Annotated in this window: 26 protein-coding genes; 14 read left to right on the top strand and 12 right to left on the bottom strand. The window is 65.1% G+C overall.

All coding sequences use genetic code 11. The features are described from left to right. Positions 1-5: 5 nt before the first annotated feature. The gene (locus ABIB66_RS24980; RefSeq protein WP_354207544.1) at positions 6-926 is read left to right on the top strand and encodes an amino acid ABC transporter substrate-binding protein; all 921 of its coding nucleotides are present in this window, start codon (positions 6-8) and stop codon (positions 924-926) included. A 71-nt stretch (positions 927-997) separates the two neighbouring features. Here the strand turns inward: ABIB66_RS24980 and ABIB66_RS24975 are convergent, their stop codons facing one another. The 4 genes from ABIB66_RS24975 to ABIB66_RS24960 form a co-directional block, all read right to left on the bottom strand. Further along, complete coding sequence (locus tag ABIB66_RS24975) at positions 998-1,363, bottom strand: nuclear transport factor 2 family protein (RefSeq protein ID WP_027569996.1); 366 nt, start codon at positions 1,361-1,363, stop codon at positions 998-1,000. A 109-nt stretch (positions 1,364-1,472) separates the two neighbouring features. Continuing rightward, the gene (locus tag ABIB66_RS24970; RefSeq protein ID WP_354207548.1) at positions 1,473-1,823 is read right to left on the bottom strand and encodes a RidA family protein; all 351 of its coding nucleotides are present in this window, start codon (positions 1,821-1,823) and stop codon (positions 1,473-1,475) included. A gap of 115 nt (positions 1,824-1,938) precedes the next feature. Beyond that, the gene (locus ABIB66_RS24965) at positions 1,939-2,856 is read right to left on the bottom strand and encodes an extracellular catalytic domain type 1 short-chain-length polyhydroxyalkanoate depolymerase (RefSeq protein ID WP_354207550.1); all 918 of its coding nucleotides are present in this window, start codon (positions 2,854-2,856) and stop codon (positions 1,939-1,941) included. Positions 2,857-2,859: 3 nt separating this feature from the next. Next, complete coding sequence (locus ABIB66_RS24960) at positions 2,860-4,518, bottom strand: FAD-binding dehydrogenase (RefSeq protein WP_354207928.1); 1,659 nt, start codon at positions 4,516-4,518, stop codon at positions 2,860-2,862. Between the two features lie 293 nt (positions 4,519-4,811). Here ABIB66_RS24960 and ABIB66_RS24955 point away from each other — a divergent pair, with 293 nt between their 5' ends. The 5 genes from ABIB66_RS24955 (at position 4,812) to ABIB66_RS24935 (ending at position 9,168) form a co-directional block, all read left to right on the top strand. Continuing rightward, the gene (locus ABIB66_RS24955; RefSeq protein WP_027515230.1) at positions 4,812-5,282 is read left to right on the top strand and encodes a Clp protease/crotonase-like domain-containing protein; all 471 of its coding nucleotides are present in this window, start codon (positions 4,812-4,814) and stop codon (positions 5,280-5,282) included. Between the two features lie 224 nt (positions 5,283-5,506). Further along, complete coding sequence (locus ABIB66_RS24950; RefSeq protein ID WP_354207552.1) at positions 5,507-5,701, top strand: hypothetical protein; 195 nt, start codon at positions 5,507-5,509, stop codon at positions 5,699-5,701. Positions 5,702-5,725: 24 nt separating this feature from the next. Continuing rightward, the gene (locus ABIB66_RS24945) at positions 5,726-6,316 is read left to right on the top strand and encodes an SCO family protein (protein ID WP_354207554.1); all 591 of its coding nucleotides are present in this window, start codon (positions 5,726-5,728) and stop codon (positions 6,314-6,316) included. 92 nt (positions 6,317-6,408) lie between these two features. Continuing rightward, complete coding sequence (locus ABIB66_RS24940) at positions 6,409-7,344, top strand: transporter substrate-binding domain-containing protein (protein WP_354207556.1); 936 nt, start codon at positions 6,409-6,411, stop codon at positions 7,342-7,344. 180 nt (positions 7,345-7,524) lie between these two features. Next, positions 7,525-9,168: a lysine--tRNA ligase gene (locus ABIB66_RS24935; RefSeq protein WP_354255986.1), complete on the top strand. Its 1,644-nt coding sequence runs from the start codon at positions 7,525-7,527 to the stop codon at positions 9,166-9,168. A gap of 196 nt (positions 9,169-9,364) precedes the next feature. On the opposite strand, the gene ABIB66_RS24930 is transcribed toward ABIB66_RS24935, so the two are convergent. Next, positions 9,365-10,111 carry a carbonic anhydrase gene (locus tag ABIB66_RS24930; protein WP_275174606.1) on the bottom strand — a complete coding sequence of 249 codons (747 nt, stop codon included), beginning with the start codon at positions 10,109-10,111 and terminating at the stop codon, positions 9,365-9,367. A gap of 93 nt (positions 10,112-10,204) precedes the next feature. Continuing rightward, positions 10,205-10,858, bottom strand: a complete 654-nt coding sequence (locus ABIB66_RS24925; protein WP_354255983.1) for a S24 family peptidase — start codon at positions 10,856-10,858, stop codon at positions 10,205-10,207. Positions 10,859-11,062: 204 nt separating this feature from the next. On the opposite strand from ABIB66_RS24925, the gene ABIB66_RS24920 reads away from it, so the two are divergent. Together ABIB66_RS24920 and ABIB66_RS24915 are read left to right on the top strand one after the other, a co-directional pair. After that, a complete protein-coding gene (locus tag ABIB66_RS24920) occupies positions 11,063-11,407 on the top strand; it encodes a DUF952 domain-containing protein (RefSeq protein WP_275174600.1) in 345 nt (114 codons plus the stop codon). After that, positions 11,404-12,501, top strand: coding sequence for a quinone-dependent dihydroorotate dehydrogenase (locus ABIB66_RS24915; protein ID WP_354255980.1), 1,098 nt, complete (start codon positions 11,404-11,406; stop codon positions 12,499-12,501). Before ABIB66_RS24920 ends, ABIB66_RS24915 begins: the two co-directional genes overlap by 4 nt. A gap of 100 nt (positions 12,502-12,601) precedes the next feature. Here the strand turns inward: ABIB66_RS24915 and ABIB66_RS24910 are convergent, their stop codons facing one another. The 5 genes from ABIB66_RS24910 to ABIB66_RS24890 form a co-directional block, all read right to left on the bottom strand. After that, entirely contained in the window at positions 12,602-13,933 is a 1,332-nt protein-coding gene (locus ABIB66_RS24910) for an MATE family efflux transporter (protein WP_354207563.1), read from the bottom strand. 1 nt (position 13,934) lies between these two features. After that, positions 13,935-14,669, bottom strand: coding sequence for an MBL fold metallo-hydrolase (locus ABIB66_RS24905; RefSeq protein ID WP_354207565.1), 735 nt, complete (start codon positions 14,667-14,669; stop codon positions 13,935-13,937). A 78-nt stretch (positions 14,670-14,747) separates the two neighbouring features. Then, complete coding sequence (locus ABIB66_RS24900) at positions 14,748-15,050, bottom strand: DUF6460 domain-containing protein (protein WP_354207567.1); 303 nt, start codon at positions 15,048-15,050, stop codon at positions 14,748-14,750. A gap of 121 nt (positions 15,051-15,171) precedes the next feature. Continuing rightward, positions 15,172-17,049: a cisplatin damage response ATP-dependent DNA ligase gene (locus ABIB66_RS24895; protein WP_354207569.1), complete on the bottom strand. Its 1,878-nt coding sequence runs from the start codon at positions 17,047-17,049 to the stop codon at positions 15,172-15,174. Further along, the gene (locus ABIB66_RS24890) at positions 17,046-18,083 is read right to left on the bottom strand and encodes a ligase-associated DNA damage response exonuclease (protein WP_354207571.1); all 1,038 of its coding nucleotides are present in this window, start codon (positions 18,081-18,083) and stop codon (positions 17,046-17,048) included. The genes ABIB66_RS24895 and ABIB66_RS24890 overlap by 4 nt, the downstream gene beginning before the upstream one ends. A gap of 64 nt (positions 18,084-18,147) precedes the next feature. Here ABIB66_RS24890 and ABIB66_RS24885 point away from each other — a divergent pair, with 64 nt between their 5' ends. The 4 genes from ABIB66_RS24885 (at position 18,148) to pdeM (ending at position 23,945) form a co-directional block, all read left to right on the top strand. Then, a complete protein-coding gene (locus ABIB66_RS24885) occupies positions 18,148-19,080 on the top strand; it encodes a methyltransferase domain-containing protein (protein ID WP_354255977.1) in 933 nt (310 codons plus the stop codon). 114 nt (positions 19,081-19,194) lie between these two features. Next, positions 19,195-20,424: an ABC transporter substrate-binding protein gene (locus ABIB66_RS24880; protein WP_275174593.1), complete on the top strand. Its 1,230-nt coding sequence runs from the start codon at positions 19,195-19,197 to the stop codon at positions 20,422-20,424. A gap of 231 nt (positions 20,425-20,655) precedes the next feature. After that, positions 20,656-23,220, top strand: coding sequence for a ligase-associated DNA damage response DEXH box helicase (locus ABIB66_RS24875; protein ID WP_354207575.1), 2,565 nt, complete (start codon positions 20,656-20,658; stop codon positions 23,218-23,220). A gap of 53 nt (positions 23,221-23,273) precedes the next feature. Further along, positions 23,274-23,945, top strand: coding sequence for a ligase-associated DNA damage response endonuclease PdeM (pdeM, locus tag ABIB66_RS24870; protein WP_354207577.1), 672 nt, complete (start codon positions 23,274-23,276; stop codon positions 23,943-23,945). A gap of 113 nt (positions 23,946-24,058) precedes the next feature. Here the strand turns inward: pdeM and ABIB66_RS24865 are convergent, their stop codons facing one another. Further along, positions 24,059-24,922, bottom strand: a complete 864-nt coding sequence (locus ABIB66_RS24865) for a LysR substrate-binding domain-containing protein (RefSeq protein WP_275174604.1) — start codon at positions 24,920-24,922, stop codon at positions 24,059-24,061. Positions 24,923-25,020: 98 nt separating this feature from the next. Here ABIB66_RS24865 and ABIB66_RS24860 point away from each other — a divergent pair, with 98 nt between their 5' ends. Both ABIB66_RS24860 and ABIB66_RS24855 read left to right on the top strand, forming a co-directional pair. Continuing rightward, on the top strand, positions 25,021-25,932 hold the full coding sequence (locus tag ABIB66_RS24860) for a DMT family transporter (RefSeq protein WP_354063560.1): 912 nt from the start codon (positions 25,021-25,023) through the stop codon (positions 25,930-25,932). 12 nt (positions 25,933-25,944) lie between these two features. Continuing rightward, positions 25,945-26,718: an MBL fold metallo-hydrolase gene (locus ABIB66_RS24855; protein ID WP_354207580.1), complete on the top strand. Its 774-nt coding sequence runs from the start codon at positions 25,945-25,947 to the stop codon at positions 26,716-26,718. The last annotated feature ends 75 nt before the right edge of the window (positions 26,719-26,793 follow it).

Below are 26,793 nucleotides of genomic sequence, written 5' to 3'. Positions count from 1 at the left end.
GCATCATGCGCCTTTCAATGGCGATACCGGGCGGCCTGCTGCTGGCAGCGTGCCAGCTGGCAACGGGTGCCTCCGCCCAGACCGGTGGCAGCGAAGGGCTTAGCCCGACGCTGTCAGCCATCAAGACCGCGCACACCGTGCGGCTCGGCTATCGCGAGAGCTCGCCGCCGTTCTCTTTCCTCGACCAGGCCAACCGGCCGATCGGCTACAGCCTCGAACTCTGCGAGGCTATCGTCGAGGAGATCGGCGTCGAGGTCGACGATCCCAATCTCAAGATCGCCTACGTCAAGGTCACCTCGGATGACCGCATCGACGCCGTGCTCCAGAACAAGATCGACCTGGAATGCGGCTCGACCACGGCCAATGCCGAGCGCGGCAAGCGCGTTGCCTTCTCGCCGCTGATGTTCGTCGCCGGCACCAAGCTGATGGTGCCGAAGGCGTCCAGCGTCCAGTCACTGACTGATCTGAAGGGTAAGACTATCGTGGTGACGAAGGGCACCACCAACGAGCAGGCGATCCAGGCGGCCGACAAGAAGTCCTCGCTGGGACTGACCATCGTTGTCGGTGCAGATCACGAGCAGTCGTACCAGATGCTCGTCGACGGCAAGGCCGACGCGTTCGCGACCGACGATATCCTGCTGTCCAGCCTGATCGTGCGCCACAAGGCACAGGACAAATTCCGCGTCACCGGCGATTACCTGTCCTACGACCCCTACGGCATCATGTTCCGCAAGGGAGAACCGCAACTGGCGGCGGTGGTCGATCGCACCTTCCGCAAGCTCGGCTCCAACCACGACCTCGTTCCGCTCTACAACAAATGGTTCACCGCACGGCTTCCGACCGGCGAACGGCTGAACGTGCCGATCTCGCTGCAACTGGAGGAAGCCTTCAAGGCGATGGACGATTCCGCGAGCGCGAATAATTAACTTGTGCGACGAGCGAAAGCTCGCCCTCTCCCCTTACAAGGGGAGAGGGCGCAGCAACGATCAGCGCGCGCTCACGCACCCGCAGGCACCTGGTCCAGAAATCCCGTGATACTCCTGATGCGGCCGTCCTTCAGCACGGCGAAATCCGTCCCCTTGATCGGGCTGTCGATGCCATCAGGACCAAGACCCCAACTGAAGCGGACATGGTCGCCGTAGCCGTTGGGCTCGCCGATCAGCTTGAACTTGAAGTCGGGGAAGCGTTGCTGCACGCCTGCGATCAGCGCGTCGACGCCGTCATGGCCGTCACCCTTCATCAGGGGATCGACATAGCTCGCATCCGCTGTCCAGTTCTGGCTCAGCAGTTCGCGCCGGCGGCCGGCTGCACGTTCGTTCCAGAGATCGATGTAGCGGCGGGCGATGGTGATGGGGTCGGTCATTGTCGTCTCCTTCGATGGCGCCGTATCGTTCGGCTGACCTGACTATCGAAGGTTCACGCGCGCTGATCGATTACCTCTGAGGTCATCAGCGCGCGTGAATTTTCCGCGGTTACTTCGCCGCCGTGACCATGATCTCGACGGTGTATTGTGCTGCCGCGAGCTTGGCTTCGACGGTGGCGCGTGCCGGCGTGTTGCCGGGCGAGACCCAGGCGTCCCACACCGCGTTCATCTCGCCAAACGTCTTCATGTCGGTGATGTAGATCGTGGCCGAGAGCAGTTTCGACTTGTCGGTGCCGGCCTTGGCCAGATGGCTGTCGATGGTCGCCAGGATGTCCTGGGTCTGCTTCGTCACGCTTTCGCCGGCGGCGTTGTTGGCGACGACACCGGCGAGATAGACGGTGTTGCCGTGCACGACGACCTGGCTCATGCGCGGGCCGGATTCAAGACGCTGAATGCTCATTGGGGGTCTCCTTTGAATGGCGGCCCTGTCTAGCGCAGCGGCTTGCCCCGTGCCACCCCAGGCACGCATGCGTTGCCAGGCACGCATGCGTCGCTGGCCATGCATGTGTTGCGCTTCAAGGAAACTGGCCGAAGAACGTCCAGATCGTCTCGGCGGCGTCGATGTCGCCGTTCTGCGATCCGAGCAAGCTGGCGGCGACCTTCGGGAAGCGGGCATCCGGAGAAAATCCGGGCATGCGGTGACCGCCTTGATTGATGCGATAAAGCACGACGTCGTGCCCCTCAGGGCAGCGCGAGGAGATCCGTGTCACCGTGGACTGGTCTGTGGGCGCCCTGTCGGGCAGATCGGTCACGTCGGAATTGTCGGTCTCGCAGCCGTTGAGCTTGCGCCAGAACGCAAGCGTCTCGTCGGTGGACCAGAAACCGTCTGCGGCATAATAGCTCGATCCGCGGCCGCCCTCGTAGGGGACCAGCGGATCGGCCGTGCCGTTCATCAGCAGCATCGGCAGCGGCCGCGACGGATGGCACGTGACCGCGGCCTCATCGGTGAGGTTCATGCTCACGCTCGCGCCGGCAGCAAACAGATCGGCGCGGGCGCAGACCAGCGTCATGGCCATGGCGCCGCCATTGGAGATGCCGGCGACATAGACGCGGCGAGGGTCGGCGGTGCCGTTCGCCACCAGCTTCTCGACGAGTTTGGCGATGAAGGCGACGTCGTCGGTGCCTGCGGGCGGGCCACGGAGCGCCGGTCCGGCCTTGGTCCTCGCATCGGCCCATGCGTGGTTGAGGCCATCAGGAAAGACCACGGCGAACCCTTCGCGCTTTGCGACCTGCGGCCACGCCGTCCGCGTCATCATGTCGGCGCCGCGCTGGGTCTTGCCATGCAGCACGACCACGAGCGGCACGAGCCGCTTTGCCGGCAATTGCACAGCGTAGGACCGCTTCACGCCGTCGATGTCGATCGTATCGGCGGACGCAGCCGGGGCGGCGGCCAATGCCGCAACAAACGCCGCGATGCGCATCCCCCCCCGCATGGTCTAGCCCACGGCCTGCGCCGCGGCGCGGCCCGCATTGCGGCCCGAGAACAGGCAGCCGCCGAGGAACGTGCCTTCCAGCGAGCGATAGCCGTGCACGCCACCGCCGCCGAAGCCGGCGGCTTCGCCCACTGCATAGAGGCCGGGGATGACGCTGCCCTCATCGCCGAACACACGCGAAGAGAGGTCTGTCTCGAAACCGCCCAGCGTCTTGCGGGTGAGAATGTTGAGCTTGACCGCGATCAGCGGCCCTTGCGCGGGATCGAGGATGCGGTGAGGGGAGGCGGTGCGGATCAGCCTGTCGCCGATATAGCGCCGCGCATTGTGGATGTTCATCACCTGCGCATCCTTGACGTAAGGGTTCGTGATTTCACGGTCGCGCGCCTCGATCTGCATCTTAATGTGCTCGAGCTTGAGGAGGTCGCTGCCGACCAGCTTGTTCATGGCCGCAACGAGATACTCGATCTTGTCGCGCACGATGAAGTCGACACCATGGCTTTTGAACGCTTCCACCGGCGCCGGCGCGCCCTTGTTGGTGGCGCGCTTGATCGTCATGCGCCAGCTTTTGCCGGTGAGGTCGGGGTTCTGCTCCGAGCCCGACAGCGCAAACTCCTTCTTGATGATGCTCTGGGTCAGGATGAACCAGGAATATTCGTAGCCGGTGGACATGATGTATTGGAGCTGGCCGAGGGTGTCGGAGCCGGGGAAGAGCGGCGCCGGCAAGCGCGTGCCGGTGGCGTCGAACCACATCGAGGAGGGGCCGGGCAGGATGCGGATGCCGTGGCGCGGCCAGATCGGTGACCAGTTCTGGATGCCTTCGACATAATGCCACATGCGGTCGCGGTTGATCAGCCGCGCGCCTGATGTCTCGGTGATGCCGATCATGCGGCCGTCGACATGCTCGGGCACGCCGGAGATCATGAATTTCGGCGGCTCGCCGAGCCGCTTCGGCCAGTTCTGCCGGACCAGTTCGTGATTGCCGCCGATGCCGCCGGACGCCACGATCACGGCTTGCGCCTTCAACGCAAACTCGCCGACGACGTTGCGCGATGAGCTCTTGCCGCGCTCGACATTGTCGGGGGCGAGAATGGCGCCGCGGACGCCATCCACCGTGCCGTTGGTGATCGAGAGCGCATCGACGCGATGGCGGAACCGAAAGGTCAGCCGACCGCTTTTGACGGCCTCGCGCGCGCGGCGCTCGAACGGCTCGACGATGCCGGGCCCGGTGCCCCAGGTGACATGAAAGCGCGGCACTGAATTGCCGTGGCCCATGGCGTCATAGCCGCCGCGCTCGGCCCATCCGACCACGGGAAAGATGCGATGGCCCATCGCGCGCAGCCAAGCGCGCTTCTCGCCGGCCGCGAACGCCACATAGGCCTCGGCCCATTGGCGCGGCCAGAAATCCTCGTCACGGTCGAAGCCGGCGGTGCCGAGCCAGTCCTGCATCGCAAGGTCGAAGGAGTCCTTGATGCCGAGTCGGCGCTGCTCCGGCGAATCGACCAGGAACAAACCGCCGAACGACCAGAACGCCTGGCCGCCGACCGACTGCTCGCCCTCCTGGTCGACCACGATCACGCGCTTGCCGGCATCCGCAATCTCGGTTGCGGCCACGAGGCCCGACAGTCCTGCGCCGACAACGATGACGTCAGTCTCTTCAGTCATCCGTTCGGCCATGTGTTTTCCCCTGCATGTGTTTCCCCCTCCACAGGTTCCCCCCTGTAGTTGCCCGGATTGAAGCCGGCGGTTGCAACTGAGATCAAGAGTGTGGCGCGTAAGACATCGTTAACTTGTTCCACTTCGGGAAAAAGAGCGCCCGAGTGCAGCGCCGGCGCAACACTGGATTTGAATTTGTTTTGAACGAGCCGGCATGCCTAGACAAAACCGCGGTTACGACAGACCCTAGCAGGGCATCACCACCTGACACACAGATTCGAATTCGACTGGGGCGGGGGCCAATGAAGTTTCTGACGGGGTTGCTTGCGGCGGTTCTCCTGATCGCGAGCATGGGCGCTTCTCAGGCAGTGGTTCGGATCGCGGATGACCGCGGCGGCCGAATCGGAACCTACGTCGACAAATACCAGGACCTGCGACAGTCAGGCGATACCGTCATCATCGACGGTCTCTGCGCCTCTGCCTGCACCATCGTCCTCGGCGCCATCCCGCCTGACCGCATTTGCGTGACCTCGCACGCGACACTGGGTTTCCACGCAGCGTGGGATTTCGGCAGCAACGGCCGCGCCGTCACCAATACCGAAGCGACCCAGATGCTCTATGCGATGTATCCCTCGCAGGTGAAGCGCTGGATCAATCAGCGCGGCGGCCTCACCCCGCATATGCTCTTTCTGAAGGGCAGGCAGCTCCAGGCCATGTACAAGCCCTGCTACCTCGACGCGCAGGCCTCGGCCAACAAGCCGTCGCCAAGATAGACCGCGGCAGGCGCTCGCTTCGTCTAACCTGAATTTTCGTCATGGCCGGGCCTGTCCCGGCCATCCACGTTTTTGGGCCGGCGAGAAGTGCGTGGATGCCCGGGACAAGGCCGGGCATGACGGAGATCCTCCCCACCATACGACCCCCCGCCCGCCCACCGCGCTTGCCCGGCCCAGTCCCAGCGCCTATTTGAACGGCAGGGAACCCTTCACCGATCGTTGTCATGGCTCAACCACTGCACCCCGCCCATCCCGTATCGGACAATTCGCCCACTGCCGGCCGGATGCCGGTCGTGCTGCTGTTGGCGGGTGCTGGCGTCAGCGGCCTGGTCGTGCTCGGGGCGCTCGCGCTCTGGTTCCACTACGGCAGCCAGGTGTTCTTCGAAATGATCAGGACCGGTTTCGCCGCCTGCTTCTGACCCGCGACAGGAAGTTTTTCGCCCATGAGCTCCGCCGCCCGTCCGCTGGTGATCGCGACCGCCTTCGCCGCAAGCCTCGTCCTTGGGCTCCTGATCGTATTCTGGGCCATGGGCGGGGTCGGCAAGGTGGTGCAGCCGGCCGCGATCGGCGGCCCGTTCCAGCTCACCGACCAGAACGGCAAGGCCGTCACTGACAAGAACCTGAAGGGCAAGCCGACCCTGATCTTCTTCGGCTACACCCATTGCCCCGACGTCTGCCCGACCTCGCTGTTCGAGATCTCGGAAGTGCTGCGCGCGATGGGCAAGGACGCCGACAAGGTCAATGCCGTCTTCATCTCGGTCGATCCCGAGCGCGATACGCCGGCGGCGATGAAGGATTATCTGTCGAGCTTCGACCCGCACCTCGAAGGCCTCAGCGGCGATCCTGCCGAGACCGCCAAGGTGATCACCTCCTACCGGGTCTATGCCAAGAAGGTCCCGACCAAGGACGGCGACTACACCATGGACCACACCGCGCTGATCTATCTGATGGACCGCGACGGCCGCTTCGTCTCGCCGTTCAACCTGAAGCGCACGCCGGAAGAGGCCGCGGTGGAGTTGAAGCGGTATCTGTAGGCTCCCCTATTAGCTGCAATCCGCGCTCGCGTTCCCGGCCGGATGGGCTATAAGGCCCTCCGATCCCAACGAAATTCGTTCATTTTCAGCCGATGGCTCCATCGCAACAGGCGAAATCGTCCAAATCCGCCCGTGGCTTGCTGACCGGGCTGGTCGCCGGCGTCTGCCTGCTCGTTGCTGCGCCATGCGCGCAGGCGCAGGCCCCGGCCAAGCAGCCCCCAGCGGCGCCGCAAGCCTCACCTCAGGTCGCGCCCCAGGCGGCGCCGCAGGCCGTGCCGGGCTTCTGGGACCCGCGGCGGCGGCCGGAGCGGCCGGATTTGTCGCGCCTGACCGTGATCCGTTTCCTGACCGAGACCGACTATCCGCCGTTCAACTATACCGGCGCCGACGGCAATCCCGCCGGCTTCAACGTCGACTTCGCCCGCGCTCTCTGCGAGGAGATCAAGGTCACCTGCACGGTGCAAATGCGCCGCTTCGAGACGCTGGTGGATGCACTCGCCTCCAACCGCGGCGACGCCATCATCGCCTCGATGGCGGTGAGCCCGCAGCTCCGCGCCCGGGTCGACTTCACCGATCCCTATTATCGCGTGCCGGCGCGCTTCGCTTCGCGCAAGGACGCAGTGATGCCGGAGATCAGGCCCGAATATCTCGAAGGCAAGAAGGTCGGCGTCATCGCCGGCTCCGCGCATGAAGCCTATCTCAAGGCGATGTTCACGGACGCCGAACTGCACTCCTATCCCAACGACGATGCCGTGCGCGCCGCCTTGCGCAAGGGCGAGGTCGATTTCATCTTCGGCGATGCCATCGCGCTCGCGTTCTGGATCAACGGCACCGATTCCGGCGATTGCTGCGCCTTCTCCGGCGGTCCCTTCGTCGAGAGCCGTTTCTTCGGCGAAGGCATCGGCATCGCCGTGCGCAAGGGCAACGACGTGCTGCGTCAGGCCCTGAACTGGGCGATGTTTCGCGTCTGGGAAAAGGGCCGCTACACGGATTTGTGGCTGCGGTATTTCTCGGTGAGCCCGTTTTAGCTTCGCTGGCTCCTCGTCGTCATTGCGAGGAGCGCAGCGACGAAGCAATCCAGGCTGTTTCTGCGGAAAGATTCTGGATTGCTTCGCTTCGCTCGCAATGACGGTGGGTGCGGTTGCCCGCCCCGCAAAATTGCATTCTGCCCGGAAATCGCTATTTTCCGCGGCCCGGAGGCCCCTTAGATGTCCGTTATCGATCTTGCCGCGAACCCGAGCGATCTGCGTGCGCTCGCCGAACAATCCAACGCCTGGCCGTTCGAGCAGGCGAAGGCCATTGTCGCGCGGCTGAAGAAAAGCCCGAAGGACGAGGTGCTGTTCGAGACCGGCTACGGGCCATCAGGCCTGCCGCATATCGGCACCTTCGGCGAGGTGGCGCGCACCTCGATGGTGCGGCACGCTTTTCATGTGCTGACCGAGAACAAGATCAAGACGCGCCTGCTCGCGTTCTCCGACGACATGGACGGGTTTCGGAAAGTGCCCGACAACGTGCCGAACAAGGAGATGCTGGCCGCGCATCTCGGCAAGCCGCTGACGCGCGTGCCGGATCCGTTCTCCAACGAGTACCCGTCGTTCGGGCACCACAACAATGCGCGGCTGCGCGCCTTCCTCGATCATTTCGGCTTCGACTACGAATTCGCGAGCTCGACCGACTATTATACGTCCGGCCGTTTCGACGCGACGCTGCTCAAGATGTTAGCTGCCTACGACAAGGTGATGGCGATCATCCTGCCCACGCTCGGACCCGACCGCCGCGCGACCTATTCGCCGTTTCTGCCGATCAGCAAGACCACGGGTGTCGTGCTCCAGGTGCCGATGATCCGCCGCGAAGTTGCAGCCGGCACGGTGACCTATCTCGATCCCGATACCAACCAGGAAGTCGAGACGCCCGTCACCGGCGGCAACGTCAAGTGCCAATGGAAGGCCGACTGGGCGATGCGCTGGGTCGCGCTCGGCGTCGATTACGAGATGGCCGGCAAGGATCTGATCGACTCGGTCAAACTCTCCGGCGCGATCGCGAGGGCGCTCGGCGCCACGCCGCCGGAAGGTTTCAACTACGAGCTCTTCCTCGACGACAAGGGCCAGAAGATCTCGAAGTCGAAGGGCAACGGCCTCACCATCGACGAATGGCTGCGTTACGCCTCGCCGGAATCGCTGTCGCTGTTCATGTATCGCGAGCCGAAGGCGGCCAAGCGGCTGTATTTCGACGTCATCCCGCGCAACGTCGACGACTACCAGCAGTTCATCGACGGTTTTGCCAAGCAGGACGCCAAGCAGCAGCTCGGCAATCCGGTCTGGCACGTCCATAGCGGCCATCCGCCGAAGTTCGACATGCCCGTCACGTTCCAGCTCTTGCTGACGCTGGTGTCGTCGTCGAATGCGGAGAATGCCGAGACGCTGTGGGGTTTCATTGGCCGCTATCGGCCCGGCGTGAGCCCGCAGACGCATCCCAAGCTCGACGCAATGGTCGGCTATGCCATCAATTATTATCGCGACTTCGTCGCGCCGACGAAGACCTTCCGCGAACCGACCGAGACCGAGCGCGCGGCGCTGCAGGATTTGCGGGATGCATTATCGCAGCTTCCGCAGGACGCTTCGGCCGAGGACATCCAGAACGTCGTCTACGAGATCGGCCGCCGCGAGCCGTTCCTCGATCAGGTCAAGAAGGGCAAGGACGGCCGTCCCGGCGTGACACTCGACTGGTTCAACATGCTCTACCAGGTGCTGCTCGGCCAGGAAAAGGGCCCGCGCTTCGGCTCCTTCGTCGCGGTGTATGGCGTGCAGAATGCGGTGAACATGATCGACGGCGCGCTGGCCCGGAGTGCGTAGCGGTGTTGTAGGAACGGGATGTTTCTACCACGTCGTCCCGGCGAAGGCCGGGACCCATACCGCGTGATCTGTCGGGTAGCGACGGTCGTCGTACCGAAGCGCAACTTCGATCCTCCGCCCAACTTCTCCCTGTGGTTATGGGTCCCGGCCTTCGCCGGGACGACAATTTGGTTGGGTTCGGACCTTCAGCCCCCGCTCAGATCGAGCGCAGCACGTAGCGGCGGTTGTCCTTCTGCACCGGGCGCGCGTTCATCGGATAGAGCTTTGCGAACGCGGCGACGTCGGTGGCCGACACCTGGATCGGGTTGGTCAGCAGCAGCCATTCGACCACTTCCGAACAGGGCGGCGTCGTCAGCGAGCCGGGATAGCGGAAGTAGCTGAGCCTCGTGGGCAGCATGGCGTGGGGATCGATGGTCGTATCCGCCTTCACGGCGGGGCCTTCCGCGGCCGGCATGGTCTTGACGATCTTGCCGAAGGCCGGGTTCGGCTTGCCCTCGGCCATCAGCACGCCGACCACGGCGAGCCCGCCGGCCTCGTTGCGATGGACGAAATGCGCCTCCATCGGAAAATTCTTGCCGCCGATCATGTGCTCGCTCGGGCGGTGGAAATGCACCTGGAGCAACTTGTATTTGACGTCGCCGAGCGTGAGCGTGCTGCCCTCGCTGAAGTTGAGCTGGATCGTGTGCCCGTTGTTGACGATGGTGTCGGCGCTCTTGCCCCAGTTCAGCTTCAGCGCGGGCAATTGCGATTTGACCGTCGCCTCGATGTCGATCGGCGATTGTTGCAGGCCGACCGCGCAGGCCTTGTTGGCCGCGTCGAGCTCGCCCCATTTGGCGCCGGCGCCTTCATAGCTCCAATGCGCACCTTCGGCGGCGAAGGCCGGCTTGCAGAGCGGACAAAGCGCAAGACCCGCGAGGGCCTTCAATGCGTGACGGCGATTCATCATATTCCCCCTAACATGAATTTGCTCGGCAATGAGTGGCGGCAACCTATGCGAGAGAGATGCTGAGTCGCAAGGCTGCCAGGCGAGACGCGATCACTGGCTTGCCCACGCGATCCGCGCGATCCAGCCGACCTCGCTCGCTGCCATCGTCCGCTCGGCCTGGGAGGGATCGAGCGGCTGCAAATCCAGAGCCTTTGCCGTGCGGCGCTTCAGCGTCGCCACCGTCACCTCGCCCGCCTTAGTCTTCACCACCACGCGATCCCCTTTGCGGATCGGCGCGCCGGGCGCGACCAGGATGATGTCGCCGTCGCGATAGGCGGGTGCAAGCGCTTCGCCGGTAATCTGCAGCGCGAAGCTGTGGTTGCCCTCGGCGGCGGGAAGGGCAAATTCGGTCCAGCCCTTGCCGACGGGAAAGCCGGACTCGTCGAAGGCGCCGCTCGCGCCTGCCAGCGCGAAGCCGAGCAGCGGCACCGAGCGGCCGCCGCCCGCGTCGTCGCCGACCAGCCTGGCAAAGGTGTCGATCGAGGAATCTGCCGCCGCCAGCGCTTTCGCGATCGATTCTGTCGACGGCCAGCGCTCGCGGCCGTCGGAGGTGACGCGCTTGGACTTGTTGAAGGTGGTGGGATCGAGCCCGGCGCGCTTGGCGAGGCCGGACGGCGACAGCCCGGCACGCTCCGCCAGCCGATCCAGTGCACCCCAGATCTGGTCGTGGGTGAGCATCCTCTGCGCTTTGGCCTGCTTGACCATGGAAGGTCCAGCCCGTCGCAACTCAGGAAAACTATCCTCAAATCAACCGGTTTTCCGCTTTTCGTGCAAGAGGCGGCGTCTAAGTCTTGAGTTCGGCAGGGGTGGCCTTTACGGTCCCGCCCGGGATTTAAAGACCCACGAGAGACGAAAATCCCCAAGAGACTCAAAGAGCTGTCTCCACGGGCAAACAGGGCTGCGTAAGCGGTGGTCAAGATCTACAAAATCTGTCCGGCCTCGGCCTGGCGCGAGGCGGAACGGCAGGGTGTCTACCGCGGCAGCGCGGACGATTCGCGCGACGGATTCATCCATTTCTCCACCGCTGCCCAGGTTCCCGAGACCCTGCAGAAGCATTATGTCGGGCAGCGCGCGCTGTTCCTGGTCGAGGTCGACGGCGATGCGCTCGGCAGCGCATTGCGCTGGGAGCGTTCGCGCAATGAGGAGCTGTTTCCGCATCTCTATGGCGAGCTCGATCTCGGCGCGGTGATTGCCGTGATGAACCTCAACACGCGCTCCGACGGCGGCCACGACGTTCCGGAGCTTGCCCCGTGATCCGCGCCTTCGACGCTCTCTCACTGCCGGTGTTGCGCTGGCTCGATCCCGAGGATGCGCATCGCCTCGCGATCCAGGGCCTGCGCTTCCTGCCGCCGGGCAAGCCGCACGCTGATGATCCCAAGCTTGCGGTGCGTGCGTTCGGGCTCAACTTCCCCAATCCGATCGGCATGGCCGCGGGTTTCGACAAGAGTGCCGAAGTGCCGGATGCGCTGCTGCGGCTCGGCTTCGGCTTCGTCGAGATCGGCTCGGTGACGCCGAAGCCGCAAAGCGGCAATCCGCGACCGCGGCTGTTTCGCCTCGAGCGCGACGAGGCCGTGATCAACCGCATGGGCTTCAACAATGACGGCGCGGAGACAGCCCTGCGCCGGCTCGCGGCGCGCGCGCAGCACGGCGGCATCGTCGGCGTCAATGTCGGCGCCAACAAGGATTCGCCCGATCGGGTCAATGATTACGTTAAGCTGATCGAGACCTTTGCGCCGGTCGCGAGCTATTTCACCGTCAACGTGTCCTCGCCGAACACGCCGGGCCTGCGCAATCTGCAGGAAGGCGCGCTGCTCGACGATCTCCTCGCCAGGGTGATCGACGCGCGCGAGCGGGTGCGCGAGAGCGCCGGCGACACGCCGGTGCTGCTCAAGATCGCGCCGGATTTGAGCCTCGCCCAGCTCGATGACGTCGTGCAGGTCGCGCGCTCGCGCCGGGTCGACGGCATGATCGTGTCGAACACCACGATCGCGCGGCCGAGCACGCTGCGCGAGGAGATGCGCGCCAAGGAACAGGGCGGCCTGTCCGGCCGGCCGCTGTTCCGGCTGTCGACACGGATGGTCGCGGAGACCTATGTGCGCGTCGAGGGCGCATTCCCCCTGATCGGCGTCGGCGGCGTGGATTCGGGCGGCGCCGCGCTGACGAAGATCCGCGCCGGCGCGAGCCTGATCCAGCTCTATTCGTCGCTGGTCTACAAGGGCCTCGGCCTCGTCGACGAGATCAAGCGCGACCTCACCTCGACCCTATTGCGCACGGGGCGGGATTCTCTCTCCGAGATCGTCGGCTCCGACGCAGCTACGCTGACGGCGGAAGACTGGCCGGGGATGTAGCTCTTCGCCGCGTAGCCCGGATGGAGCGAAGCGCAATCCGGGATTCTATCCGCGGACGCGAAGGCCCCGGATTACGCTTTCGCTCCATTCGGGCTACGAGTTACAGCGACTGCTTCGAAAACGTCTTCCTGTACAGCGCCGGATAGCGCGCGGCCTGCAAGCCGCCGCGCGAGACATAGGAGGCGATCAGCGCGCTCCACAGCCCGGCATTGCCGAACGATTGCAGCGCCCACCATGTGGCGAGGAAGATCGCGAGCGAGGCCAGCATCAGATTGCGCATCTCGCGCGCCCAGGTCGCGCCGATATAGATGCCGTCGAAGCCGAAGGCGAACACGCCGGGGATGGGCGCAAGCACGACGAACGGCAGGAATTCCCGCGCGCCGCGACGGACGCTTTCGCTCGCCGTCATGAAATCGATCAAGTTCGGCCCAAACAGAGCGAACAGCGCGGACACGACCAGCGCGAAGCCGAGCCCCCATAGCAGCACCAGCCGGGTCGAATCCGCAAATCCCCTGGCGTCGCGTGCGCCGAGCGTACGGCCGCAAAGCTGCTGGGCTGCGTTGGCAAGACCATCGAGGAAGAAGGCGCTGACCAGCAGAAAATTGTTGAGCACGGAATTGGCGGCCAGCGTGACGTCGCCGGCCCGCGCGCCCTTGGCGGTGAAAAACAGAAACACGGCGATCAGCGCCGCGGTGCGGATCAGGATGTCGGAATTCACCGCCAGCAGCCGCATCAGCTTGGCCCGGTCGAACAGCTCTGCGTATGGCACCGCGAACCCGCCGTCCGCATAACGGCGGCAGACCATCACGCCGAGCCCGAATCCGGCCGCTTCGGACAGCAGCGCCGCGATCGCAGCACCCGCGATGCCGGTGTCGTAGACCAGCACCAGCAGGATCGTCGCCGCCGCGTTGACGAGATTGATGACGACCTGGAGCGCGAGCGCCGGATTGGCGCGGGCTTGGCCGACCAGCCAGCCGAGGATGACGTAGTTGGCGAGCGCCAGCGGCGCCGACCAGATCCGGATCACGAAGTAGGTTTTTGCCGCGCGCGTGACGCCCTCGCTGCCGCCCATCAGGTCGAACAGCACGGCGGCCAGCGGCAGTTGGAGCGCGATCAGGGCTATCCCGACCAACCCGGCGACGATCAGGCCGCGCACCAGGATCGCGGTCAGCTCGCGCGTCTCGCCGGCACCGAGCGCCTGCGCCGTGAAAGCGAGCGTGCTCATGCGCAGGAATCCGAACAGCCAGAACAGGCAATCGAAGATGACGGACGCGATGGCGACGCCGCCGAGCAGCGCGGCATCGTCCAGCCGTCCGATCGCGGTGGTCGAGACCACGCCGATCAGCGGCGTGGTGAGGTTCGCGACCATCGCGGGACCTGCGATGGCGAAGACCTGACGGGAACCGATCTTCAAGTGAACGGGTGCGTGCATCTCAGAACACGAGCACCATGCCGTCTTCGGCGGTGAGATGGGCGATGTCGTCAAGGCGCGACAGCACGTCTTCGCTCATATGGGTGAGGACGAGGCGTTTTGCGCCGATTTCGGGAAGATGCTGTTCCAAGGTCTTCAGGCTGAGGTGATTCTTGACCACCTTCTCGTACATATAGGCTTCGGCGATGAAAAGGTCCGCGCCATGCGCCAGCGGAATGAGCGTCTCCGTCCATTCGGTATCGGCGCTGTAGGCCAGCGTGCGGCCCTCGGCTTCGACGCGATAGGCGAGGAACGGCCCGCCCGATTCGCCGTGCACGACGGGATAGGGCGTCACCGCCACCGCGCCGAAGCTTTGGCTCTGCTCCGGCGCGAGCTCGACGACCGACAGCTCGAAACGCTTTTTCGTCGTCGAGGAATGCTCGAACAGAGCCTCCATCACCGCACGCAGCCGCGTCTCGATGCCTTTGGGACCGGCGATCGTGAGGGGCCGCGTTCGCCGCGAGAATTGCGCGTCGAGCAGGACAAACGGCAGCCCGGCAAAATGGTCGCCGTGGAAATGCGTGATCAGGATGAGGTCGATCTCGTTGCAGTCGATCTCGAGCCGCTTCAGCGCCGGCAGAGCCGACGCGCCGCAATCGATCAGGAAGTTGGCCTCGCGCCCCGAGACGTGGAAGCAGGTGTTGAGCCTGCCGCCGGATCCGAAGGCGTCGCCGCAGCCGACAAAGCGCAATTGCATCCGCCGCTGGCTCCCTAGAGCATGATCCGGAACAGTGTGAAGCGGTTTTCCGACAAGATCATGCTCAAAAGTAACGACTTACCTGCGAGGCGCGCCGAAAACGCGCATCAGCAGCCAGATCGGAATCACGATCACAGCGCCGAGCAGGAAGTAGCGCCACAGCCAGTTCACGGTATCGAAGCCGAGATCCCACAGCCGCTGAAACAAGAGACGAATGCTGTAGATGATATTCCAGGGATCGAAGCCGATCGCTGCCAGCACGACGCCGACCAGGATCGAGAGCAGCACCAGGCGAAACGCGACCGCCAGCGGCGAGCCGCCGAGAAAGCGGTTCAGGCCGTCAGCGCGGCCGGCCGGCAAATCTCTGACGTCGTGGGCCATCTCAAACTCCTCAGGGGATTCGACCCTACCATAGGGCACGGCGGGGGACATGGGGAACCCGTGAGGGGGCGTCAATCGGGTTACGGGATTTTAATTCGGGCAAGCGCATGCCCAGGGCTTCTTAAGCATCAATCTCCGCCGCTTCCGCTTTCAGCATCTTTTCCAGCGTTTCCAGCCGGTCGGCTTCCCGCGGCGGCTTGTCCCAGCGCAAGCGGCTGATGCGGGGAAAGCGCATGGCGACGCCGGATTTGTGCCGCGGCGAGCGCTGCAGCCCCTCGAAGGCGACCTCCAGCACCAGCCCCTTGTCGCCCTCGTGCACGACGTGGCGGACGGGGCCGAATTTTTCGGTGGTATTGCGACGCACGAAGCGGTCGATCTGGAGCAACTCCTCGTCGGTGAAGCCGAAATAGGCTTTTCCGACCGGCACCAGCTCGTCGCCGTTGTCGCCTTCAGTCCAGACGCCAAAGGTGTAGTCGGAATAGAAGGACGAGCGCTTGCCGTGGCCGCGCTGCGCATACATCAGCACGGCGTCGATGATGTGCGGATCGCGCTTCCACTTCCACCACTGTCCCTTCGGCCGGCCCGGCAGATAGGGCGCATCGCGCCGCTTCAGCATCACGCCCTCGACGGCGTCCGCATCTTCGCCCGCACCGGCGCTCGCGGGATCGGCCCGTGCGGCTGTCAGCGCCTCCCAACTTGCGAACGGCACGGTGGGCGAGAGATCGATGCGGGGATCATCAAGCTTGCCGATGAAGGTCTCAAGCCGCTCGCGACGCTCCGCGAACGGCAATTCGCGCAGATCATTCTCATCGTCGCCGAGCAGATCGTAGGCGCGCAGGTGAATCGGAAACTCCTTGATCAGCTTCGGAGACACAACCTTGCGGTTGAGTCGCTGTTGCAGAACGTTGAAACTCTGCACACGCCCTTCGCGCAGGATCAGAAGCTCGCCGTCGATGGCGCCGGGTAGCCGCAGCGACGGCACGAAGTCCGGGAAGCTGCCGGTGATGTCCTCGCCGGTGCGCGAATAGAGCCGCGCGGTGATGTGGCCGTGCTCGTCGCGGCCGGCGACCGCCTGCACGCGGATGCCGTCCCATTTCCATTCGGCGATGTAGTCGGCGGGATCGAGCGCCGCGAAATCGGTGTCTTCGATCGCGTGCGCCAGCATGACGGGACGGAACGGGGCGGGATCGCGATTGACCGGCTTGTCGCCGCGGCCTTCCAGCCAGGCGAAGAGGTCGAGATAGGGTGGCGCGAGACCGGGCCAGATCAGCTCCACCTCATGCGGATCTTTGTCGCCGAGTGCCGCGGCGGCGGTCTTGGCCAGGCGCGCGGAGATGCCGATGCGCAACGCGCCGGTGACGAGCTTCAACAGCGCCCAGCGGCCGGTCTCGTCCAACTCGTCGAGCCAGCGCTCGAGCTGTTTTGGTAGCTCGGTCTTGCCAAGCGTGCGTAGCGTGGTGACGACCTCGGTGAGTATCGGGGGCGGTGGGTTGTTGTGGTTGCTCGGATGGAGAGCATCGCTGGCATCTCGCCCGCGGTACCCCCCTCCCTGACCCTCCCCCACAAGGGGGGAGGGAACGGAGAGAGCCGTGCGTCCATCACTTTGGAAATGGCTGTCAGTTGTCGCGCTCACTGACAGCGGCGCGCGCAACTGGGCTCCCTCCCCCCTTGTGGGGGAGGGCGGGGGAGAGGGGTGGCTCGGAAAAGACTCGTCGTTGCTTGCGCTCCGCTTCGGCCACATCAGCGCCACCGTCTCCGAGAGATCGCCAACATAGTCGTACGACAGCCCGAACAGCACCGGATCGGTGCGCGAGGCGATGAGGTCGCGGATCAGCGCGGGCTTGGCGTGCTTGAAGCTGAGCGCGCCGGTAAGCGCGGCCAGCGCGTAGCCGCGGTCGGGATCGGCGACCTCGCGAAAATAGCTGGTGATCAGCCGCAGCTTGTTGTTGCGGCCGGGCTCGTAGGCGAGGCGGTCGAGAAGTTCGGCGAAGCGGTTCATGCCTCGGCCTCATCAGCGAGCGGCGTCTCGGTCTCCTCCTCGTCGCCATAGCCGACCAGATCGAGCGGCCGGGCCCGCAAACCCTTGCTTTGGCACCAGTGCACCAGCGCGTCTTCCTGGCCGTGGGTGACCCAAATCTCGCCGGCGCCGGTCGCTGCGATCGTGGCGGTGAGGCCGTCCCAATCGGCGTGATCCGAGATCACCAGCGGCAGCTCGATGCCGCGTTGGCGCGCGCGGGCGCGCACCCGCATCCAGCCGGAGGCGAAGGCCGTGACGGGATCGGGAAACCGCCGGGTCCAGAGATCGGACGTCGCAGAGGGCGGCGCCAGCGTGATGGTGCCGGCAAGTGCCGCCTTCTTGACGCCCTTCACCGGCCTGAGTTCGCCGAGCTCGATTCCGCGGCTCTGATAGTAATGCGTGATCTTCTCCATCGCGCCATGCAGATAGATCGGCGCGTCGTAACCGGCTTGGCGCAGCAGCGCGATCACGCGCTGCGCCTTGCCGAGCGAATAGGCCCCGACGAGATGCGCGCGCTCCGGAAACAGCGCCACCGACGCCAGCAGCTTCTTGACCTCGTCGGCCGCATCGCCATGGCGAAACACCGGCAGGCCGAACGTCGCCTCGGTGATGAAGACGTCGCAGGGCACGAGCTCGAACGGCGTGCAGGTCGGGTCGGGCGCGTCCTTGTAGTCGCCGGAGGCGACGATGCAGGTGTCCTTGCAGCTCACCGCGACCTGCGCCGAACCGAGCACATGACCGGCCGGATGAAACTTCACGCTGACGTCGCCGAGCCGGATCTCCTCGCCATAGCGGATCGCCTGCGTCGAGCCGGCAAAATTCTCGCCATAGCGCAGCCGCATCATGTCCAGCGTTTCCTGCGTCGCCAGCACCGTGCCGTGGCCGGCGCGGGCATGGTCGGAATGGCCGTGGGTGATCACGGCCCGCTCGACCGGGCGGACAGGGTCGATATGGAAGCCGCCCGGCTTGCAGCATAGGCCGGCGGCAACTGGCAGCAGGATGTCTTGCGGACGCATGCCTGTTATATAGGTTGCGACCCCGCATCTTCGAGTCATCACCGCTTCGTTCCCTGGTTCCCCAATGCCCCTGCGCCTGTTCCTGACCTCCGGCGATCTCATGGCCGACCGCCGCTTCGAGTTCGCGCGCGACCTCCAGCTCAAGGGCGATCTCGCGGCCGCCGCCGACCTGCTGGAGCAGACGATCGAGCTTGCGCCGAATTTCACCTCGGCCTGGTTCACGCTCGGCGAAATCCGCGCGCAACTCGGCGAGCGCGACAAGGCCATTGCGGCCTTTCGCAAATCGCGCGAGGCCGACCCGAGCGATCAGCATGGCGCCCATTTGCATCTGATACGCCTCGGCGACGCGCAATTGTCCGAGATGCCGAAGGCCTATGTGCAGGCCTTGTTCGATCAATACGCGCCGCGCTTCGAGCACGTGCTGATCAACGATCTCGGCTATCGCGCGCCGTCGCTGATCTTCAAGGCGGTCGTGGCTGCCCGCGTCGCCGCGAAGAAGCCCGCCCTGTTTAAGCGCGCCATCGATCTCGGCTGCGGTACGGGGCTGGCGGCGGCCGCCTTCGCAAAACAGGTCGACCAGTTCATCGGCATCGATCTGTCGCCCGGCATGGTCAAGGAGGCGCGCGCAACCGGCCTCTATGCCGAGCTCGAAGTCGCCGACATGATCGAAGGCCTGCGCAGCAGGAGCGAGGCGAGCGCGAACCTCGTCGTCGCTGCCGATGCGTTCGTCTATCTCCCCGATCTCGCCCCGGTGCTCGGCGAAGCCGCGCGCGTGCTCGCGCCCGGTGGCGTGCTTGCGTTCACGCTGGAGACCCATGACGGCAGCGGCAGCGGCATCGTTCTCGGCGAAGGCCTGCGCTATGCCCATTCGGCGGAATATGTGCGCGATGCGATGGCACAGGCCGGCCTCAAGCTCCTCACGTTGGAGCAGGCCTCGCCACGCATCGAGAACAACGAGCCGGTGCGCGGCCTCGTCGTTGTCGCCGAGAAAACTTGAGTTTAGGCGCTATACGCGGCGCATTAAGCGTCATTGCGTCGCAAAGCGGCGACTTCCCACTTGCGACACGTGCCGCGATGCCAGCACAATGTCCTGGCTAGGGAGAAACAAACAATGACCAGGAATCCATCGCGGCGCGATTTCAGCGCCGCCGCGCTCGCGACCATCGCGGCATCCACCTTGCCCGCGCCCTCCGTCTGGGCCGCGGAGAAGAAATACGATGCCGGCGCCAGCGACACCGAGATCAAGATCGGGCAGACCGTGCCGCATTCCGGCCCCGGCTCGCTCTACGGCGTGCTCGGGCGCGTCGGCGAAGCCTATTTCCAGATGCTGAACGAAAAGGGCGGCATCAACGGACGCAAGGTCAAATTCCTCACCATGGACGATGCCTACAGCGCGCCGAAATGCGTCGAGGCGACGCGGCGCCTGGTCGAGCAGGAGGAAGTGCTCGCGCTCTATGGCTCGCTCGGCACCGCGCCGCAGACCGCCGTGCACAAATACCTGAACTCCAAGGGCGTGCCGCAGCTGCTGCTCAACACCGGCGCGTCGAAGTGGAATAACCCGAAAGAGTTCAAATGGACGATGGCGGGCCTGCCGCTCTATCCGACCGAGGCGCGCATCCTGGCGCGGCACGTCGTCAGCGTGAAGCCGAACGCGAAGGTCGGCATCCTCTACCAGAACGACGATTTCGGCCGCGACTTCCTCGGCCCCTTCAAGAAGGTTCTGGAAGACGCCGGCGGCACCGCAAAGGTGATCATGGAGCAGACCTACGATCTGACCGATCCGACGGTCGATTCCCAGCTCATCAACCTCTCGAAGTCGGGTGCGGACGTCTTCTACAACATCTCCACCGGCAAGGCGTCGTCGCAGTCGATCCGGAAAGTGGCCGAGCTCGGCTGGAAGCCGCTGCAGCTGTTGTCGGCCGGCTCGACCGGCCGCTCTATCCTCAATGCCGCGGGCCTCGAGAACGCCGCCGGCATCGTCGCCATCCGTTACAACAAGGAGGTCGGCCTGCCCAAATGGGAGAAGGACCCCGACGTGATGGCGTTCGAGGAGCTGCGCAAGAAGTACACGCCGGCGATCGATCAGGACAACACCATCGCCTTCGCCGGCTACGGCCAGGCCGTCACCATGGGCGAGATCCTGCGCCGCTGCGGCGACGAGCTCACCCGCGCCAACGTGCTGAAGCAGGCCTCCAACCTCAAAGGCTTCCACTCGCCCTATTTCCTGGACGGCGTCACATACGACTACACGCCGGACGACTACACGCCGATGAAGACGCTCTTCATCTCCACCTTCACCGGCAAGGACTGGGACATCTCCGACAAGCCGATGTCGGAGTAGGCGCGCTTTCGTCCTTCTCCCCTTGTGGGAGAAGGTGGCGCGAAGCGCCGGATGAGGGGTCCTTCTCCGCGTACTCGAACGATGCTCTTTCGCGGAGAGATACCCCTCACCCGTCTCGCCGCTTCGCGGCGATCCACCCTCTCCCACAAGGGGAGAGGGAACGGCGGTATCTCGCTCATCGTTCGCGTAACCCCCTCGACGAACCCACCCCCACGGCTTACCTGTGATGCCGTGCCGCCCCGCATCCGCAAAATCCCGGCCGAGCCTGCCGCGCTGCTGCCCGACCACTTCCAGGCGTGGTTCGCGGCCCGCGGCTGGTCGCCGCGCGCGCATCAATTGGCGCTGCTGGAGAAAGCGCGCGAGGACCGTTCCGCATTGCTGATCGCGCCCACCGGCGCCGGCAAGACGCTGGCGGGATTTCTGCCGACGCTGGTGGAGCTGAGTTCTGCGCCCAAAGCTTCGGCGAAATCCGTGATCTCCACCGGCCGCAGCCTGCAACGCACCGGTGGCCTGCACACCCTCTACATCTCGCCGCTCAAGGCGCTCGCGGTCGATATCGCGCGCAACCTCGAGCGTCCCGTCGTCGAGATGGCGCTGCCGATCAAGATCGAGACCCGCACCGGCGATACACCAACATCGCGGCGGCAGCGGCAGCGGCGTTATCCGCCGGACATTTTGCTGACGACGCCCGAACAACTCGCGCTGCTGCTGTCCTCCGACGACGCGCCGTTCCTGTTCTCGTCGCTGAAGCGCATCGTGCTCGACGAGCTGCATGCGCTGGTGACGTCCAAGCGCGGCGATCTTCTCTCCCTTGGGCTCGCGCGGCTGTGGCGATTGGCGCCGCAGCTGCGCGCCATCGGCCTGTCGGCGACCGTGGCCGAGCCTGAATCGCTGGCGCGCTTCCTGGTGCCGCAGCCCGGCGGCAAGGAAGCGGCGGCCGACATCGTCATTGCCGGCGGTGCCGCGCCGCCGCTGGTCGAGATGATGGACACGCGCGAGCGCCTGCCCTGGGCCGGCCACAGTGCGCGCCATGCGCTTCCCGAGATCTACGAGCTGATCAAGGCGAACAAGACCACGCTGGTGTTCGTCAACACCCGCAGCCAGGCCGAGATGCTGTTCCAGAATCTCTGGAGCATGAACGACGACAACCTTGCCATCGCGCTGCATCACGGTTCGCTCGACGTCGCCCAGCGCCGCAAGGTCGAGGACGCGATGTCGGCGGGCAAACTGCGCGGCGTGGTCTGCACCTCCTCGCTCGATCTCGGCGTCGACTGGGGCGATGTCGATCTCGTCGTCAATATCGGCGCGCCCAAGGGTTCCTCGCGCCTGATGCAGCGCATCGGCCGCGCCAATCACCGGCTCGACGAAGCCTCGCGCGCGGTGCTGGTGCCGGCGAACCGCTTCGAGGTGCTGGAGTGCCGCGTCGCGATCGACGCCATCGCGGAGAATGCGCAGGACACGCCGCCGCTGCGGATCGGTGCACTCGACGTGCTGGCCCAGCACGTGCTCGGCTGTGCCTGCGGCGAGCCGTTTTTCTCCGACGAACTCTACGACGAGGTGCGCACCGCCGCACCCTACGCCGATCTCACGCGGCAGGATTTCGACGACGTGGTCGATTTCGTCGCCTCCGGCGGTTACGCGCTGAAGACCTACGAGCGCTTCGCGCGCATCAAGCAGGACAAGGAGGGGCGTTGGCGCGTCGCCAATCCCAAGGTGCGGCAGAGCTACCGGATGAATGTCGGCACCATCGTCGAGGACGACATGCTGAAGGTGCGGCTGGTGCGATCGCGCGGCGGAGGTGCGGGGTCGACAGGCGTGATCGCGCGCGGTGGCCGGCTGCTCGGCGAGATCGAGGAAGCCTTCATCGAGGGCCTCTCGCCCGGCGACACCTTCGTGTTCTCAGGCGAGGTGGTGCGCTACGAGACCCTGGTCGAGGACCAGGTCTACGTCTCGCGCGCCAACGACAAGGACCCGAAAGTGCCGTCCTATATGGGCGGCAAGTTTCCGCTCTCGACCTATCTTGCCGAACGGGTCCGCCGCCTGCTCGATGACGGGCGCGCGTGGGTCGCCCTCCCGGAGCAGGTGCGCGACTGGCTGTCGCTGCAAAAGGACGTCTCGCGCGTGCCGGCCGTGCGCGAGCTGCTGGTCGAGAGTTTTCCGCGGGCCAACAAGCATTACATCGTCTGCTATCCCTTCGAAGGTCGCCTCGCGCATCAGACGCTCGGCATGCTGTTGACGCGCCGGCTGGAGCGTGCCCGCGCCCGGCCGCTCGGCTTCGTCGCCAACGAATATGCGATCGCGGTCTGGGCGCTCGGCGACCTGTCCTTCATGATCCGGGATGGCAGGATCGACCTCGACACGCTGTTCGATCCCGACATGCTCGGCGACGATCTCGAGGCCTGGCTTGCCGAATCCGCTCTGATGAAGCGCACGTTCCGCAATTGCGCGATCATCTCCGGCCTGATCGCGCGCCGGCACACCGGCGAGGAGAAGAGCCGCCGCCAGGTGCTGTTCTCGACCGATCTGGTCTACGACGTCCTGCGAAAACACCAGGCCGATCACGTGCTGTTGCGTGCAGCGCGGGCCGATGCCGCCACCGGCCTGCTCGATCTGCGCCGTCTCAGCGACATGCTCACCCGCATCCAAGGCCGCATCACGCATCGGGAACTCGACCGCGTCTCGCCGCTCGCGGTCCCCGTGATGCTGGAAATCGGCCGCGAGTCAGTCTATGGCGAAGCGGGAGACGAGCTGTTGGCGGAGGCCGCCGACGAGCTCGTCAAAGAGGCGATGGGATAACAGCAGGTTTTGACGTGACGGCAGGCGCGCTGGTTTCAGAGGATATCGAGGACATGCGCGTTTCGAATGTCAGCATCAGCAGCGTGACGTTCGCGGCCGATCTTTCCGGCGCGCTGTTCTGGGAAGAGCAGCGCCTGCTCGTCGTCTCCGATCTGCATCTGGAAAAAGGTTCCAGCTTCGCCATGCGCGGTGTGCTGCTGCCGCCTTACGACACCATCGCGACGCTCGGTCGTCTCGCTGCTGTCATCTCCCGCCATAATCCCCGGATTGTCATCGCGCTCGGCGACAGTTTTCACGATCGCACCGCGCATGGACGTTTGTCGGCGGAGGATCGCGACGCGGTCGCCGCCTTGCAGGCCGGCCGCGACTGGATCTGGATCTCAGGCAATCACGATCCGGCGCTGCCGCGTGATCTCGGCGGCACCGTCGCCGACGAAGTCGCGATCGGCCCGATCACCTTCCGCCATGAGCCGACCGGCGCGAGCGGCGAGATCGCTGGCCATCTCCATCCCAAGGCCCGCGTCTCCGCGCGCGGCCGTTCGATGGAGCGCCGCTGTTTCGCCTGTGACGGCGATCGCGCCGTGATGCCCGCCTTCGGCGCCTACGCCGGCGGCCTCAGCATCCGCGACGCGGCGTTTGCGAAAATATTTCCAAAGAACGGTTTTGTAGCGCACCTGCTCGGCGACCGCCGCGTCCATGCAATTGCCGCGTCGCGGTGTTATTAGGGCTCACGCTTCGTAGGGTGGGTTAGCGAAGCGTAACCCACCTCTTTAATTTCCGCTAAGGCAGAAGCGGTGGATTACGCCTTCGGCTAATCCACCCTACGCATCCGGCAAGATCATGCCGCCTTCGCCTGCACGTCGTCGCAGAACTCTGCCAGCCGATCGGCGAGCCGCAGCGTCGCGGGACTTGCGCCCGGCGCGGCCATCAATGCCACCTCGGTCCGGTTGATCGGCGCAAAGCCGTCCTTCGCGGTCAGCACGCGGTGATCGGCCTGGATCGCCATCTCCGACAGGATGCTCAAGCCCATGCCGGCGGCGACCGCGGCCTGGATGCCGGCCAGGCTCGATGAGGTATAGGACATGTGCCAAGGCCGGCCCGCACTTTCCAGCGCGTGGATGGCGCCGGCGCGGTATAGGCAACCGAGCGGAAAGCCGATCAACGGCACGGAAGCGACATCGGCTTGGATCGGGTGGCTCTTGCTGGTGACCCAGTGCACCTGCTCCGGCCACACCGCAATCGCGCCCTTCTCACCGGCCGCGCGCTTGAACAATGCGAGGTCGAGCTCGCCGCGATCGAGGTCGCGGGCGAGATGCTTGCTCTGGTCGGCGCGCACATCGAGCCGCAGGGCCGGATGCGAGCGCGAGAACGCGCCGAGCAGTTTCGCCAGCCGATAGGCCGCAAAGTCCTCGGGGATGCCGAGCCGGATCGCGCCTTCGCCGTCGGGCTGGCGCAGCACGTCGCGCGCCTCCTCCGCGAGCGACAACAGCCGCCGCGCATAGGACAGCAGCCGCTCGCCGGCTTCGGTCGGGCGAACATCCTTGCCGTCGCGATGCAGCAGCACCTGGCCGACATCCTCCTCCAGCCGCTTGATCTGCTGGCTGACGGTCGATTGGGTGCGATGGACGCGCTCGCCCGCGCGGGTGAAGCCGCCGGCATCGACCACCGAGACGAAGCTGCGCAGGAGCTCCAGATCGAGCATGGGCTTCTCCATTCGAAAATCCACTGATTAGAAGTTAATCATTTAATTTCCAAATGACAAGCCGGCTCCCTAGATCGAGGGCTCAGGAGAATGCCCTCATGTCGCTCGCCCCCTCGCTTGCCGTTCCGCGCAGCCGCTTCAACACGCTTCCGCTTGCGATCGGCCTGTTCTGCCTGCTCTGGAGCTACGCCTTCGTCGCCGGCAAGATCGGCGTGACCCATTGCCCGCCGCTGATCCTGCTCGCCGCGCGCTTCTCGCTCGCCGGCATCTTGATCCTCGGTGCCACGCTGGTCCGCGGTGACGACTGGTCGCTGTCGTGGCGCGATGCCGCGATCTTCGCCATGCTCGGCGTCGCCAACAACGCGCTCTATCTCGGGCTTGGCTACACCGGTCTGCAATCGGTCTCCGCCGGCCTCGGCGGCCTGATCGTATCGGCCAATCCGGTGTTCACGGCGGGCCTCGCCGCGCTGCTGCTCGGCGAAGGCATGACGTGGCGCAAGGCGAGCGGCCTCCTGCTCGGCATCATCGGCGTGACCTTGATCGTCTGGCACCGGCTGTCGGTCGGCACCGACTCGCTGCACGGTATCGTGTTCACGCTGGTCTCGCTCGCCTCCCTCGTCGCCGGCACCATTTTGTTCAAGTTGCTCGCCCCGAAAGGCTCGCTGTGGATCGGCAATGGCGTGCAGAATCTCGCCGCCGGCATCGTGCTGACGCCTGTGGCGCTGACCTTCGCCGATTTTCATGCCATCGACTTCACGCCGGGCCTGGTCGGCGCCTTCGCCTTCCTCGTGCTCGGCGGCTCGATCATGGCGTACTGGCTCTGGTTTCATCTCCTGAAAGTGTGTGGCGCGACGGCTGCCAGTGCCTATCATTTTCTGATGCCGCCGCTCGGCATGCTGTTCGCGTACCTCGTGCTCGGCGAGCATGTCGAGGCGCGCGATCTACTCGGCATCATCCCGGTCGCACTCGGCATCTATCTGGTGACGCGGCCCGCCAAATCCGTCTCGTAACAGGAGTCCATCATGCCCATTTCCATCACCCTGATCGGCGGTCCCACTGCGCTGATCGAGATCGATGGCTTTCGCCTGCTCACCGACCCGACCTTCGATGCGCCGGGCGCCTATCAACTGCCGCACGTAAAGCTGGAGAAGACGATTGGACCCGCGCTGAAGGCCGATGCGATCGGCCCGATCGATGCGGTCCTGCTCAGCCATGACCAGCATTCGGACAATCTCGACAATTCCGGCCGCGACTATCTGCTCAAAGCGAAGCGCGCGCTGACGACTGAGGCCGGCGCCAAGCGCCTGGGCGGCCACGTCGAGGGCCTTGCACCCTGGGGCACGGCGCATCTGAAAGATCGTGACGGCAACTCGCTGACGATCACCGCCACGCCCGCGCGTCACGGCCCGGCCGGCATCGAGCCGCTGTCAGGCGACGTCATCGGCTTCGTGGTGTCGTCGAGCCGTAAGGATACAACCTCGGTCTATATCAGCGGCGACACCACCTGGTTCGACGGCGTCGCCGAGGTCGCGCGCCGCTTCAAATGCGGCGTGGTGATGCCGTTCGCCGGCGCCGCGCAAACGCGCGGGCCGTTCCATCTCACCATGGACACCAACGACACCATCGAGACCGCACGCGCCTTCCCCGATGCGATGATCGTGCCGGTGCATACGGAAGGTTGGGCACATTTCCGCCAGAACAGCGAGGACCTGCGCAAGACATTTGATGTGCTCGGCTTCGGGACCCGGTTGCGATTGCTGGAGCCCGGCGTGCCGACGGTGGTGCAGGCGCCGTAGCCTCAACTGTCATGCCCCGGCTTGACCGGGGCATCCAGTACGCCGCGGCGTTAATTGTGAGAGCGAGTCGCTAAT

The organism is Bradyrhizobium sp. F1.13.3, from assembly GCF_040548265.1.
Lineage (GTDB): Bacteria > Pseudomonadota > Alphaproteobacteria > Rhizobiales > Xanthobacteraceae > Bradyrhizobium.
This window is presented reverse-complemented; position numbering and strand designations above follow the sequence as displayed.